The organism is Pseudomonas sp. LBUM1671, assembly GCF_059695685.1.
Genome location: NZ_CP166782.1, coordinates 5,125,818 through 5,139,821, shown reverse-complemented (window position 1 = coordinate 5,139,821; position 14,004 = coordinate 5,125,818). Strand labels below are relative to the sequence as shown.

At 59.1% G+C, this 14,004-nt stretch carries 13 protein-coding genes; 7 read left to right on the top strand and 6 right to left on the bottom strand.

The genetic code is table 11. The features are described 5' to 3' along the window. Positions 1 to 30: 30 nt before the first annotated feature. The 5 genes from ACA060_RS23760 to norR form a co-directional block, all read right to left on the bottom strand. On the bottom strand, positions 31 to 780 hold the full coding sequence (locus ACA060_RS23760; protein WP_109636219.1) for a YkgJ family cysteine cluster protein: 750 nt from the start codon (positions 778 to 780) through the stop codon (positions 31 to 33). A gap of 83 nt (positions 781 to 863) precedes the next feature. After that, positions 864 to 1,190 carry a hypothetical protein gene (locus ACA060_RS23755; protein WP_109634685.1) on the bottom strand — a complete coding sequence of 109 codons (327 nt, stop codon included), beginning with the start codon at positions 1,188 to 1,190 and terminating at the stop codon, positions 864 to 866. A 162-nt stretch (positions 1,191 to 1,352) separates the two neighbouring features. Beyond that, positions 1,353 to 1,811, bottom strand: coding sequence for a GNAT family N-acetyltransferase (locus ACA060_RS23750; RefSeq protein WP_497318340.1), 459 nt, complete (start codon positions 1,809 to 1,811; stop codon positions 1,353 to 1,355). A 27-nt stretch (positions 1,812 to 1,838) separates the two neighbouring features. Further along, entirely contained in the window at positions 1,839 to 2,741 is a 903-nt protein-coding gene (locus ACA060_RS23745; protein ID WP_010458072.1) for a chemotaxis protein CheV, read from the bottom strand. 266 nt (positions 2,742 to 3,007) lie between these two features. Then, the gene (gene norR, locus ACA060_RS23740; protein WP_497313593.1) at positions 3,008 to 4,561 is read right to left on the bottom strand and encodes a nitric oxide reductase transcriptional regulator NorR; all 1,554 of its coding nucleotides are present in this window, start codon (positions 4,559 to 4,561) and stop codon (positions 3,008 to 3,010) included. A 156-nt stretch (positions 4,562 to 4,717) separates the two neighbouring features. Here norR and hmpA point away from each other — a divergent pair, with 156 nt between their 5' ends. The 7 genes from hmpA to cyoE all read left to right on the top strand — a co-directional run bounded on the left by hmpA (position 4,718) and on the right by cyoE (position 12,365). Next, a complete protein-coding gene (gene hmpA / locus ACA060_RS23735) occupies positions 4,718 to 5,899 on the top strand; it encodes an NO-inducible flavohemoprotein (protein ID WP_497313591.1) in 1,182 nt (393 codons plus the stop codon). A 286-nt stretch (positions 5,900 to 6,185) separates the two neighbouring features. Continuing rightward, entirely contained in the window at positions 6,186 to 6,695 is a 510-nt protein-coding gene (locus tag ACA060_RS23730; RefSeq protein WP_497313589.1) for a disulfide bond formation protein B, read from the top strand. An 826-nt stretch (positions 6,696 to 7,521) separates the two neighbouring features. Next, positions 7,522 to 8,466, top strand: a complete 945-nt coding sequence (gene cyoA / locus ACA060_RS23725) for a ubiquinol oxidase subunit II (protein ID WP_497313587.1) — start codon at positions 7,522 to 7,524, stop codon at positions 8,464 to 8,466. Between the two features lie 3 nt (positions 8,467 to 8,469). Then, positions 8,470 to 10,500, top strand: coding sequence for a cytochrome o ubiquinol oxidase subunit I (gene cyoB / locus ACA060_RS23720; protein WP_109634676.1), 2,031 nt, complete (start codon positions 8,470 to 8,472; stop codon positions 10,498 to 10,500). A gap of 3 nt (positions 10,501 to 10,503) precedes the next feature. Continuing rightward, positions 10,504 to 11,130, top strand: coding sequence for a cytochrome o ubiquinol oxidase subunit III (locus ACA060_RS23715; RefSeq protein ID WP_109634674.1), 627 nt, complete (start codon positions 10,504 to 10,506; stop codon positions 11,128 to 11,130). Continuing rightward, positions 11,131 to 11,466, top strand: a complete 336-nt coding sequence (cyoD, locus tag ACA060_RS23710) for a cytochrome o ubiquinol oxidase subunit IV (protein WP_096481055.1) — start codon at positions 11,131 to 11,133, stop codon at positions 11,464 to 11,466. A gap of 11 nt (positions 11,467 to 11,477) precedes the next feature. Beyond that, the gene (cyoE, locus tag ACA060_RS23705; protein WP_497313584.1) at positions 11,478 to 12,365 is read left to right on the top strand and encodes a heme o synthase; all 888 of its coding nucleotides are present in this window, start codon (positions 11,478 to 11,480) and stop codon (positions 12,363 to 12,365) included. Positions 12,366 to 12,552: 187 nt separating this feature from the next. Here the strand turns inward: cyoE and ACA060_RS23700 are convergent, their stop codons facing one another. Further along, on the bottom strand, positions 12,553 to 13,956 hold the full coding sequence (locus ACA060_RS23700; protein ID WP_497313582.1) for an aminotransferase-like domain-containing protein: 1,404 nt from the start codon (positions 13,954 to 13,956) through the stop codon (positions 12,553 to 12,555). Between the last annotated feature and the right edge of the window lie 48 nt (positions 13,957 to 14,004).

Here is a 14,004-nt window from a genome sequence, read left to right as displayed (position 1 = left end):
GAGGCAATAACAGGCGATACATCTTCAGGATCAAGCCGCCCGCAACGATATAAACGCATAGTTCACCGGCGCTTCAGTCGCCACTTGCGCTCCAGCCGCCAGCACTTGTCCGGCGATATCGTCGCCCGACACATGGAACTGCCATTCACTGTCTGAGCCCGCCAGCGGCTGACCGGCAAGCTGATCAATAACCATGGCAAACGCATTCATATCCGGCAGATAAGCCGTAAACCCATCCCCCTTCAGCGCTGTAGTCCGAATCCCCAGCAACCCGCAAATCGCATCCTTGGTCTGAATGTCATCGCGATCTGCCTGACGTGAACGCTGGATCAATCCTGCCAGTTCCTGATCCACCAGCTCACCGCCGATGATCAAGTCGGGACCCTGTTCCCACGATTCGGGCGGGCATTCCTTCACTGCCGTGTTCAGCGCAATGTGCGGATTGATTTCCATTGGGTAGATGCGGCACACCAGCGGGCGGCGTTCGTAGATGCGGCAGAGGTTGTCTTCGTCAAGATTCCGGCAGGGGCCGACGTTGTAGGCGGCGAAGGTGATCGCCACGTACGCCTCCGACGTGCCGCTTCGAACCACCACTGAACGGCGTTCGGCGTGTTCGCGTTGCTGCACGGGCAGGCCCAGGCCGTTGCCCAGGAAACCTTCCACCAACACGATCACCTGACCGCCGTCGGCCGCCCACATGCGGGCTTCGGCCAGGGTCAGGGGCACGTGGTGGTCGTTGCAGCATTTGCCGCAACCTACGCAGGAAAAAGTCGTATTCATTGAGCGGCAGGTCGCTTCCTAAGGCATGAAACGGCGCCAGAAAGACACCGCGAAAGCACGTTTCGAAGCAAGTTATGCGCCATTCACTGGGCTTTGGCGGTGGGGCGGATGGAGTCCCACTCGGTCACGTAGGCGGTTTTGGTCTTTTTGTTGTAGAGGCACAGCTCGGTGCCTTGCTGGCCTTTCATGTGTTTTTGCGGGTATTGGCCTTGCAGCAGGAGCGCGGTGTAGCCGACCCGGTCGTCGAATTGCGCGGCGTTACCGACGGGTTTGGCGTTTTTCAGGCCGCTCGCTTTGCTGCAGCTGGCGAGCACGGCTTTGTCGTAGGCAGCCCAGGCGTCAGGGCTGGAGGCGTGGGCCTGGGTGGCGAGGGCGGTAAGGCAGAGGAAGGTCAGGGTGGCGGTTTTCATGGGGCTGGCATCCTTGGGCGGTGAGTTGGCCGAGGGGGGGAGTATGCCTGATGGTGTTGGGTTGAATGTGTCGGCCTCATCGCCAGCAGGCTGGCTCCCACAATGGATTTGTAGTGTTCACCAGACCCTTGTGGGAGCGAGCCTGCTCGCGATGGCGGTGTATCAGAAGGGGACCGGCTCTCGGCGGACCACATACATCCCGGCACTTTCATACAGCCGCTGCGCCCGAAGGTTGTCTTCCAATACCTTCAAATCCACAAAGCCTTCGCGGCGATCCTGAAACACCTTGAAAGCATGCAGCAGCAACGCACGACCCAATCCGAGGCCCTGAGCCTGTGGATGCACCACCAAACTCTTGATGTACGCGCTGGTCCAGCACTGGCAAACACCGACGATGTTTCCGCCATCCAGCGCAACGAAACACAGGCTCGGATCGTATTCCGGATCGGTCTCAAATCGCTGTTGCCAGACATCCAGTGCCGGCACACGACCACCGCCCTCTCTATACCCCTGTTCCATCAAGTGATGAACGGCTTCAGCCAGTTCGGGGCGGTATTCGACGAGGACTATTCCCTCGGGCCAGGTGATCGCGGGCACAACCTCAGCAAGGTTGCGCCGCAACAAAAAGCAGAATTGCTCGGCCAAGACTCAGTGACCTTGTTCGGCGACGGCCTTGGCCGCCTCGATCAGGCATCGGGTCAGTTCCGGTGAGGAGAACTTGGTCAGCACCGCGTTGGCTCCGGCCAGGCGCGCTTTCTCGCTGTTCATCGCACTGTCCAGCGACGTGTGCAGCAGCACATAAAGGTGCGAGAAGTCCGGCGTCTCGCGCAGGGTGCGGGTGAAGGCATAGCCGTCCATCTCCGACATTTCGATGTCTGAGACGATCAGGTTGATCTGCTGCGCCGTGCCTTGCAGGTCCAGCAGGCAGTCGATGGCTTCCTTGGCACTGCGGGCGGTGTGGCATTGCAGGCCGAGGTTGCGCAGGGTGTGCACCGATTGCTGCAGCGCGACCTGGCTGTCGTCGACCACCAGAATCCGCGCGTTGCCCAGCACTTCGGCGTCCTCCATGCTCAGTTCGGTCGGCGCCATTTCGATCTGCGCCGGGGCGATGCCGTGGATGACCTTTTCGATGTCCAGCACTTGCACCAGTGTGCCGTCGACCGACGTCACGCCGGTGATGTAGGAACGCACGCCGCCGGAGCCGAAGGGCGGCGGGCGGATGTCGGTGGTCAGGCAGTGGACGATCTTGCTCACGGCCTGAACGTGCAGGCCCTGCTTGGAACGGCTGACGTCGGTGACGATCAGGCAGCCACCGTTCGGGTCTTCCAACGGCCGCTCGCCGATGGCCCGGCTGAGGTCGATCACCGACAACGAGGCGCCGCGCAGGGTGGCGATGCCTTTGACGTGGGGATGCGACTCCGGCAGCTTGGTCAGCGGCGGGCAGGGGATGATCTCGCTGACTTTCAGCAGGTTGATCGCCATCAGCTTGCCGCTGCGCAAGGTAAACAGCAGAAGCGAAAGTGAGTCTGCGCGGGCTTTGGTGGTGGACATAAAAACCTTCTGTGGAAAAAGGTGATCGGCGAATAAAAAGTCGCCAAAAGCTATTGATGCCGGGTTATCGACTTGTTGGGGGCAGGCTTTAGGCTAAATACCCATTGGCAGCCAAACGGTGATCCCCTGTGGCGAGGGAGCTTGCTCCCGCTCGGCTGCGCAGCAGTCGCAAAACCTGCGCCTGCGGATTGCCCGACAAAACGCGTCGTCTGATTTGGGAGCGCTTCGCACTCCAGCGGGAGCAAGCTCCCTCGCCACAGGGGGCGCTACTTCATCCCCAGCCGCTTGGCCATCCGCCCGAGATTCGCCCGGTCCAGGCCCAGCTCACGGGCCGCGCTCGCCCAGTTGTCGTGATGCCGTTCCAGGCAAGCGCTGATCAATTGTCGCTGATAATTTTCGGTGGCCTCACGCAAATCTCCCGCGACCAAAACAGCAGGGCTGGCCGCCGGTTGCTCGGTGGCGGCGATTTCGACGCTGCCAGTGGGCAAATCCAGATCCGCCGCACTCAAACTGAGAATCTTCGGCCGTTCCTTGCAGTTGCCCAACGCTTTCAACGCGCTGCGACCAATCAAGTGCTCCAGCTCCCGCACATTCCCCGGCCAACCATACGCCAGCAGTGCCGCTTGCGCGTCGCTGTTCAGGCGCAGGCTATTAAGGCCCATCCGCGAGCGGTTCTGTTCCAGGAAATAACCGCTGAGCAGCAACACATCGCGCCCGCGATCACGCAGGGCAGGCACCAGCAGCGGGTAAACACTCAGGCGATGGTAGAAGTCAGCACGGTAGCGGCCGCTGCGCACTTCTTCGGCCAGGTCGCGGTTGGTCGCCGCGATCAGCCGCACGTCGACTTGATGCTCTTTATCCGACCCCAGGCGCTGCAACTGACCGCTTTGCAGCACCCGCAACAACTTGGCTTGCACGGTCAGCGACAGTTCGCCGACTTCATCGAGAAACAATGTGCCGCCATTGGCCAGTTCGAACTTGCCGCGTCGATCGTTCGTGGCGCCAGTGAACGCGCCGCGCACATGGCCGAACAATTCGCTTTCCACCAATGTGTCCGGCAGGGCGGCGCAATTGAGGCTGATGATCGGTTTGTCGGCCCGAGGCGAGGCGGCGTGAATCGCCTGCGCCACCAGTTCCTTGCCGACCCCGGTTTCGCCGGTGATCAGCACGGTCAGGTCGCTGCCGCCCACCAGGTTGATCTCTTCCACCAGGCGTTTATGCGCCTTGCTCTGGCCGATCATCTCGCGGTTCTGCTGGCCGCTGGCCTGACGGTAGACCTCGGCGCGCTGATGTTCGTCTTCGGCGCGATTGGCCAGGCGCTCGATGCGCTCGGCGGCGTTGACGGTGGCCGCCGCGAGGCTGGCGAAGGCTTGCAGGGCGTCCAGTTCGATGGGTTCGAATTGTTCCGGGTCGAGGGCGTCGAGGGTCAGCAAACCCCACGGTCGCTCGTCGATAAACAGCGGGCAGCCCATGCAGTCGTGGACTTCCAGATGCTCGTCGAGACCGTCGACCAAACCGTCGTAAGGATCAGGCAAGTCGCTGTCGGCGGCGAACCGGGTCGGGCCGTGGCTGCTGAGCAACGCCTCGAAGCGTGGGTGTTCGTTGACTTTGAAACGCCGGCCCAAGGTGTCGGTGCTCAACCCGTCGACGGCGAGCGGCACCAGCCATTCGCCATCCAGGCGCAGCAGGGCGGCGGCATCGCAGGGGAGCAGGGCGCGCATGGCTTCGAGCAGGCGTCGATAGCGCTCGCCTTCGGGCAGTTCGCGGGACAGGTCGGAGACCAGCGGCAGTAGGGCGGTGAGCAGAGATTTTGCAGTCATAGTGACTCCGTGTAGTCGGTATGACTATAAGGCAGTGTGTGTCGATATGACTATCTTGTTTATAAGATATTGATTTTAAACGTTTAAATTTCTGGCATGGAAAGTGATAAGTCTAGGCCAATCAGTTAGTAACCCAAGTAGCCCAGGAGTCACTTTATGCTTAGCGTTCAAGACCGTGCCATCGTCAAATCCACCGTGCCGCTGCTGGAAAGCGGTGGCGAAGCGCTGATCACTCACTTCTACCGCATGATGCTCTCCGAATACCCGGAAGTCCGTCCGCTGTTCAACCAGGCCCACCAGGCCAGCGGTGATCAGCCTCGCGCCTTGGCCAACGGCGTTTTGATGTACGCGCGTCACATCGACCAGCTCGATCAGTTGGGCGACTTGGTCGCCAAGATCATCAACAAGCACGTGGCCCTGCAAATCCTGCCCGAACACTACCCGATTGTCGGCAATTGCCTGCTGCGCGCCATTTCCGAAGTGCTGGGCGACGAAATCGCCACCCCTGAAGTGATGAGTGCCTGGGGCGCGGCCTACGGTCAATTGGCCGATATCCTGATCGGCGCCGAAACCAGCATCTACGATCAAAAGGAACAAGCCCCCGGCGGCTGGCGCGGGGCGCGTGAATTCATCGTCGCGGCCAAGGTCGAGGAAAGCGCGGAAATCACCTCGTTCTACTTCGAACCTGCGGACAAAGGCGCGATTCTGGCGGCTGAGCCGGGCCAGTACATCGGCATGAAACTGATCCTCGATGGCGAAGAGATCCGCCGTAACTATTCGTTGTCGGCGCTGGCCAACAAAGGTCAATACCGCATCAGCGTCAAGCGTGAGACCGGTGGCCGCGCCTCTAACCACTTGCACGATCAACTGCATGTCGGCTCGAGCATTCAGCTGTTCCCGCCATCGGGCGAGTTCACCCTGACCGCCAGTGACAAACCGTTGGTGCTGATCAGCGGCGGCGTCGGTATCACCCCGACGCTGGCGATGCTGGAAGCGGCGCTGGCGACTGAGCGGCCGGTGCACTTTATCCACTGCGCGCGCAACGGCAGTGTTCACGCCTTCCGCGACTGGATCGATGGCTTGGCCGCGCGTCACCCGCAGCTCAAGCGCTTCTATTGCTACGCCGAAGATGACGGCGTGAGCCCGGCGGCGGACAAGGTCGGGTTGTTGAGCCGGGAGCAATTGGGTGAGTGGCTGCCCGAGCAGCGTGATGTGGATGCTTACTTCCTGGGGCCGAAAGGGTTTATGGCGGCGATCAAGCGTCACTTGAAAGCCTTGGGTGTGCCGGAGAAGCAGAGCCGTTACGAGTTCTTCGGGCCGGCTTCGGCGTTGGAATAAGCTATGCGACGGCTCGGGAGACCGAGTCGCCCTTTTCGCGGGCAAGCCTCGCTCCTACAGGTTTTGTGTTGTTCGCGCGATTGCGGACCGATACAAAACCTGTAGGAGCGAGGCTTGCCCGCGAAGGCCTCACCACGGTCCCGATTCGTAAAAATCCTTCGAAAGTTAATCCCTCCTTAACTGGTTTATCGTCTATTCCCCGATCACCACCGGAACGCACCGGGCTCTCAAAGGTTGGAGCCTGCGTGTAGACTTCCGGGCAATCGATCTTTACAAGGGAAACGCGATGAGCGAGGAAACGATGCGGTTGGGACGTGAACGGCGCTATCTGGTGTTGCTGGGCATCATCTGCCTGGCGCTGATCGGTGGCGCGCTGTACATGCAAATTGTGCTGGGCGAGGCGCCGTGCCCGCTGTGCATCCTGCAACGTTATGCGCTGTTGCTGATTGCGCTGTTTGCCTTCATTGGCGCGGCCATGCGCACCCGTCGCAGCATCACGGTGTTCGAGACGCTGGTGGTCATCTGCGCCATCGCAGGCGTCGGGGTGGCTGGGCATCACGTCTACACCCAGTTCTACCCGGCAGTGAGTTGTGGCATCGATGTGCTGCAACCGATTGTCGATGGACTGCCGCTGGCGAAGATCTTCCCGCTGGGCTTCCAGGTCGATGGCTTCTGCTCCACGCCGTATCCGCCGATCCTCGGTTTGTCGCTGGCGCAGTGGGCGCTGGTGGCGTTCGTGCTGATCGTGGTGCTGGTGCCGCTGCTCACTTCGCGTAACCGCAAGGCCCTGCGCTGAGGTCATCCGCCACTCGCGCGGACGATCCGTTACTGAAACGAAAAACGCCCCGGTCCTTCATCAAGAGGACCGGGGCGTTTTGCATTTCAGGGTCGGCGTAAAAAGTTAGTGATGTGCGGCAGCGAAGGGTGCGACACGTGTGCGACATGTTGTCACAGCGAGGCTGTCGCAAGGCATTTCAAGGTGCCTGATTGGTGCATAGCCAGACAACGAAATTGGCCTGCTCAGGCGTCTGTCGATTTAAAGGCTATCACGCGCAAGCAGGCAGTTTTAACAGGGGCTGGCGAATCGCCAGAGCCCTTGTCTGATAGGGGCTAGGGCATCCTCGAAGCGTCTGCGCAAGCCCTGATAGCTGTCTGAACTGCGTGCGGTAGACCTACAAATTTTGGTGTTTTTGTTGAGAATGAATTTCGATAAGATGCCGCACTTTTGCAAAAACGGTTAATGATTGTTGCTGGAATGGATAAAAATTATTTCGGGATGAGACATGGTTTATGGATCGCTACGTATCTACAATCGCCCGCACTGAATTCCGGCACTGCTCACCTTGAGCAGGAAAACAGGGCGTCGAGGAGCTGAATGCTTCGTGCGACTCCCAGGTGTCGGAGCCTTCCAACTATCCGCACCAAATGGAATTGGTCTGTAACAAGGCCTTTGACCACGAATTCGAATAAGAACTTACCGCTAGCCCAGGATTTGTCGATCAGCGTCTGACGCGCGACGGGCAGCCCTTATTCAATCCAAGAAAAATGCCAACCCTTGGCAGGGTGAAGTGTTGGCGATCAAAACCCAACTGCATTGCGCAAGCTGCTTTAGAGGTCGTGAGATGAGTAAAAACAGGTACCCCAGACTACTAGGCTTATTGCCGCTGCTCGGCACGTTGTTGCTGTCAGGCTGCAACATGACCTTGCTCGATCCCAAGGGCCAGGTTGGCCTGGATGAGCGAAACCTGATCATCACCGCAACGCTGCTGATGCTTCTGGTCGTGGTACCGGTCATCGTCATGACCTTCCTGTTCGCCTGGAAATACCGCGCCTCCAACACCGACGCCGTCTACACGCCGAAGTGGTCGCACTCCACCAAGATCGAAATCGCAGTGTGGACGATCCCGGTACTGATCATCATTGCCCTGGGTTACATCACCTACAAGTCGACCCACGCGCTGGATCCTTACAAGCCGCTGGAGTCCGACGTCAAGCCAATCACCATTGAAGTGGTCGCGCTGGACTGGAAGTGGATGTTCATCTATCCGGAGCAAGGCATCGCCACCGTCAACAAGATCGTGTTCCCGGCGCACACGCCGATCAACTTCAAGGTGACTTCGGACTCCGTGATGAACTCGTTCTTCATCCCGGCCCTGGGCGGCCAGATCTACGCGATGGCCGGCATGCAGACCAAACTGCACCTGATCGCCAACCAGAACGCTGAAATGGACGGTATCTCCGCCAACTACAGCGGCGCTGGTTTCACCGGCATGAAATTCAAGGCTATCGCCACTTCCCAGGAAGATTTCGACGCCTGGGTAAGTGAAGTCAAAAAGGCACCTAAACAGCTTGAAGAAGCTGAATACGCAGCCCTTTCCAAGCCGAGCCAGAACAACCCAGTCGAGCTCTACTCCTCGGTCACTCCGAACCTGTTCCAGATCATCGTCGACAAGTACGAAGGCATGAAACCGGGTCCGAAGGTCAAGCACGAGAAGAAAGAGAAAGAAGTGGCCGCTACGCAAGGAATGGACATGAACTCGCATTCAGCTGCCGGGGCAGAGGAGTAAACGATGTTTGGTAAATTAAGTTGGGAAGCGGTCCCGTTCCACGAACCGATCGTGATGATTACCATCGCCATGATCGCGCTCGGCGGTCTGGCGCTGTTCGCTGCAATCACCTACTTCAAGAAGTGGACTTATTTGTGGACCGAGTGGCTGACCTCGGTCGACCACAAGAAAATCGGCGTGATGTACATCATCGTCGCCATGGTCATGCTGCTGCGCGGTTTTGCCGACGCCATCATGATGCGTACCCAGCTGGCCATGGCCACCGAGGGTTCGCCTGGCTACCTGCCACCTGAACACTATGACCAGATCTTCACCGCTCACGGTGTGATCATGATCATCTTCATGGCGATGCCATTCTTCACCGGCCTGATGAACCTTGCAGTGCCGCTGCAGATCGGCGCGCGTGACGTTGCCTATCCGTTCCTGAACTCCTTGAGCTTCTGGCTGCTGGTATCGGGCGTGGTGCTGATCAACCTGTCCCTGGGCGTCGGCGAATTCGCCAAGACCGGCTGGGTTGCCTATCCGCCGCTGTCGGGCCTGCAATACAGTCCTGGCGTAGGGATGGATTACTACATCTGGGCGCTACAGCTATCCGGGTTAGGTACGACGCTGACGGGGGTCAACTTCCTGGCCACCGTGCTGAAAATGCGTACCCCTGGCATGAAGCTGATGGACATGCCGATCTTCACTTGGACCTGCACTTGGGCCAACGTCCTGATCGTGGCTTCGTTCCCTATCCTGACCGCTACCCTGGCACTGCTGACGCTTGACCGTTACATGGATTTCCACATTTTCACCAATGAACTTGGTGGCAATCCGATGATGTACGTCAACCTGTTCTGGGCCTGGGGTCACCCTGAGGTTTACATCCTGATTCTGCCGGCGTTCGGGATCTTCTCCGAAGTCATCTCGACCTTCACCGGCAAGCGTCTGTTCGGCCACCACTCGATGGTCTACGCATCGGGCGCGATCTCGATCCTGGGCTTCATGGTCTGGCTGCACCACTTCTTCACCATGGGTTCGGGTGCCAGCGTCAACGCCTTCTTCGGTCTGGCGACGATGCTGATTTCGATCCCGACGGGTGTGAAGCTATTCAACTGGCTGTTCACCATTTACCAAGGCCGTCTGCGTTTCACCAGCCAGGTTCTGTGGACCCTGGGCTTCATGGTGACTTTCGCCATCGGCGGCATGACCGGCGTATTGCTGGCCATCCCGGGTGCTGACTTCGTCCTGCACAACAGCCTGTTCGTGATCGCTCACTTCCACAACGTGATCATCGGCGGCGCGGTATTCGGCTACATCGCCGGCTTCGCTTTCTACTTCCCTAAAGCGTTCGGCTTCAAGCTGCACGAAGGTTGGGGCAAGGCAGCGTTCTGGTTCTGGATCTCGGGCTTCTTCGTCGCGTTCATGCCGCTCTATGCACTGGGCTTCATGGGCATGACCCGTCGTCTGAACGCCACCACCAACCCTGAGTGGGTGCCGTACCTGTACGTCGCCATGTTCGGTGCGGTGATGATCGCTGTGGGTATCGCTTGCCAGCTGATCCAGCTCTACGTGAGTGTGCGTGATCGCAACAAGCCGGAAAACATGTGCGAACACGGCGACCCGTGGAATGCCCACACGCTGGAATGGTCGACCTCGTCGCCACCACCGTTCTACAACTTCGCTGTGCTGCCAAAAGCCGAAACCATCGACCCGTTCACCGAAGCCAAGGAAAACGGTACCGCGTACCAGGCTCCGGCCAAGTACGAGCCGATCCACATGCCAAACAACACCGCGACCGGTGTGGTCATGGGCGCTCTGTTGACTGTGTTCGGTTTCGCGATGATCTGGCACATCTGGTGGCTGGCCATCGTTGGCCTGGTTGGCACCGTGGTTTACTTCGTGATCCACGCTGCACGTGATGACCAAGGCTACATGGTGCCGGTCGAGACAATCGAACGCATCGAAGCCGAGCAGCACAAGCGTCTGGTAGCGGCCGGGAAAATCCCAGCCACCGCCACCCGTGTTGAAACCTCGTTGGAACAGGCTTAAACCATGTCGAACTTAGTGACCAATGCTGGACACACCCATGTCGATGGACATGGGCACGATGACCATCACCACGACTCGGGCGAGATGACCGTATTCGGTTTCTGGCTCTACCTGATGACCGACTGCATCCTGTTTGCGTCGATCTTCGCGGTCTACGCGGTACTGGTTAACAACGTAGCGGGTGGCCCGTCGGGCCACGACATCTTCGAACTGCCATACGTACTGGGCGAAACCGCTCTGCTGCTTTTCAGTTCGATCACCTACGGCTTCGCCATGCTGGCGTTGTTCAAGGGCAAGAAGAATCAGGTCCTGGGCTGGTTGGGCATGACCTTCCTGCTGGGCGCCGGCTTTATCGCCATGGAGATCAACGAGTTCCACATCTTGATCGCCGAAGGTTACGGCCCTAGCCGCAGCGGCTTCCTGTCCGGGTTCTTCACCCTGGTCGGCACCCACGGTCTGCATGTGACCAGTGGTCTGATCTGGATGGCGATCATGATGTACCAGGTGCAGAAAAACGGCCTGACGGCGACCAACAAGACCCGTCTGAGCTGCCTGAGCCTGTTCTGGCACTTCCTGGACGTGGTGTGGATCTGCGTATTCACCGTTGTTTATCTGATGGGGACTATGTAAATGGCTAACGCTCATTCCCACGATAGCCACGACGCCGGCCACGGCAGCGTCAAGTCTTACGCTATCGGTTTCATTCTGTCGGTGATCCTGACCGTCATTCCTTTCGGCCTGGTGATGTACCCATCGCTGCCGAAAGCCATGACCCTGTGGATCGTACTGGCCTTCGCAGTGATCCAGGTGCTGGTGCACCTGGTGTACTTCCTCCACCTGGACCGTTCGGCCGCGCAGCGTAACAACGTGATTGCGTTTGTTTTCGCCGCCATCGTGATTGTCCTGCTGGTTGGCCTGTCGCTGTGGATCATGTTCAGCATCCACACCAACATGATGGCGCACTGAGGTAAATCCGGATGTCCTTGAAGCACTTTATCCAAATCACCAAACCGGGGATCATTTTCGGTAACGTGCTTTCTGTGGCAGGCGGATTTTTCCTGGCCTCGAAAGGGCATGTCGATCTGGCCATTTTCCTGGCCGCAATGATCGGCACCTCCCTGGTAGTGGCTTCCGGTTGCGTGTTCAACAACTGCATCGACCGCGACATCGACCTGAAGATGGAACGCACCAAAAACCGGGCGCTGGTCCAGGGCTTGATCTCCCTGAAACTGGCCCTGGCTTTTGCGACCGTCCTGGGTGTTTTCGGCGTTGCACTGTTGTACAAAGTGGCCAACCCGTTGGCCGCGTTGTTCGCGGTGATCGGCTTTGTCATCTACGTCGGCTTCTACAGCCTGTACCTCAAGCGCAAGTCGGTTCACGGCACGCTGGTGGGCAGTCTGTCGGGCGCAATGCCGCCGGTGATTGGCTACGTGGCTGTGACCAACAGCTTCGACATGGCCGCACTGACGCTGCTGGTGATGTTCAGCCTGTGGCAGATGCCGCATTCCTACGCCATCGCGATCTTCCGCTTCAACGATTACCTGGCCGCATCGATTCCGGTGCTGCCTGTGAAGCGCGGAATCCAGGTGGCCAAGAAGCACATCCTGCTCTACATCCTGGCGTTCCTCGTGGCGACCTTGATGCTGACCTTCAGCGGCTACGCCGGCATGAGCTACCTCGCCGTCGCCGCGGCCATGGGCATGTACTGGTTGTACATGGCCTGGACCGGCTACAAGGCAGTGGATGACACGGTCTGGGCACGCAAGCTGTTCGTGTTCTCGATCTTCACCATTACCGCGTTGAGCGTGATGATGTCCCTGGACTTCAAAGTGCCGAGCGAGTTGTTGCTGACGTACGCGCCTTAAGCGTCGGATGCTGTAAATAAAAGCCCCGCCCTTCGAGAGAAGGGTGGGGCTTTTTGTTGGAACAGCAAAAGATCGCAGCCTCGTTTCACTCGACAGCTCCTACATTGGAATGCGTACTCCCTGTAGGAGCTGTCGAGTGAAACGAGGCTGCGATCTTTTGATCTTGGACTAATGGCCTCAGCAAACCTCAGCGATCAAGCAGCCGGAAAAACCGCTCGCGCACCTGCGGGCTATCGCTGTGTGCCACGTTGAAACGCAGGAAGCTGCTGGCATCAGCGGCTTTGCTCAACAGAGTGCCAGGCGCCAGGACCAGATCGTTTTCAAGGCCTTTGCTGGCCAGCGTTTCGGCATGCAGTCCTTCGGGCAGTCGTGTCCAGATGAACAGCCCTTCACCCGGTATCGATGACACCGAGCATCCAGCCTCTGTCAGCCATTTCGTCACGCGACTGCTCGATTCATACAGGCGATCAACCGTGCGCCGGGTGTGTTTGGCGTAGCTGCCGTTACTGAGCATGGTGCAGGTGATCTGCTCCGCCAGTTCCGAGGTCACGCCGCCGCAGGCTATCTTCAAAGTGATCAGTCGTGCGGCCAATTGTGGCGATAGCGCGGTATAGCTGACCCGGCTGTTGGCGGTCAGGGTCTTGGAGAAACCGGAGACGTAACTGACATTGTCCAGACCGCTCGCGGCCAGGCGCGGGGTGCGTCTTTGCTGGATGTCGCCATACAAGTCATCTTCGAGGATGTGGACGCCGTAACGGTGGCTCAGCTCCAGCAAGCGATATACCTGGGCGGCGGAGAACGAGTGCCCGGTCGGGTTGTGCAGCGTGCTGTTGGTCATGTACAGCACGGGGCGATGGGCGATCAGCAATTGCTCGAAGGCTTCCAGATCCAGGCCGTCGCAATCGCGGGCGATGGTGATGACCTTGGCGCCGTGCAACGCCAGGTTGGTGTGCATGTTGAAATAACACGGATCGTCGAGCAGCACGGTGTCGCCGGGTTTTATCAACAGGCGCATCAGCAGGTCGATGGCCTGTACGGTGTTGGCGGTGGTGATGATCTGCGCCACTGGCACCTCGATGCCGACGGTCGACAGCTTGACCCGCAACGCCTCGCGCAGCGGGAGGTAACCACCGACCTCGCCATATTCGCCCATGCGCAGCGCGGTCGCGCGAAGGGTGCTGCGCACGGCTTTGAGCAGTTCGTCGGCGGGCAGCCACGAGGCTGGCAGAAATCCGCAGCCGGGACGCAGCGCACCGTTGTCCAGCAGCATTGCGCGGCGGACCCGGCTGAGCGTGTCTTGGGGTTGTAGATTTGGGGCCGCTGCGTGTTGGGGAGAGGGGCTCGGGCGATGGATGTAATGCCCCGAACCTTGGCGTGAGACCACCAGCCCCTTGGCCCGCAAGCGGTCGAGGGCGTCGACCACCGTGGATTTACCGACGTTCATCAACTCGGAGAGTTCGCGAATCGGCGGCAACTTGGCCCCGTTAGGCAGGCCTCCCTGGCTGATGGCCGCAGACAACTGATCGACGATCTGCTGCACCAGCGGCACTCCTGGCTGGAACTCGATGGCGGCGATGACGGCGCGCTGCATTTTACTGGTCTCCCTGGCAGTAAAGTTTGTTGGATCTTATACGAAGTT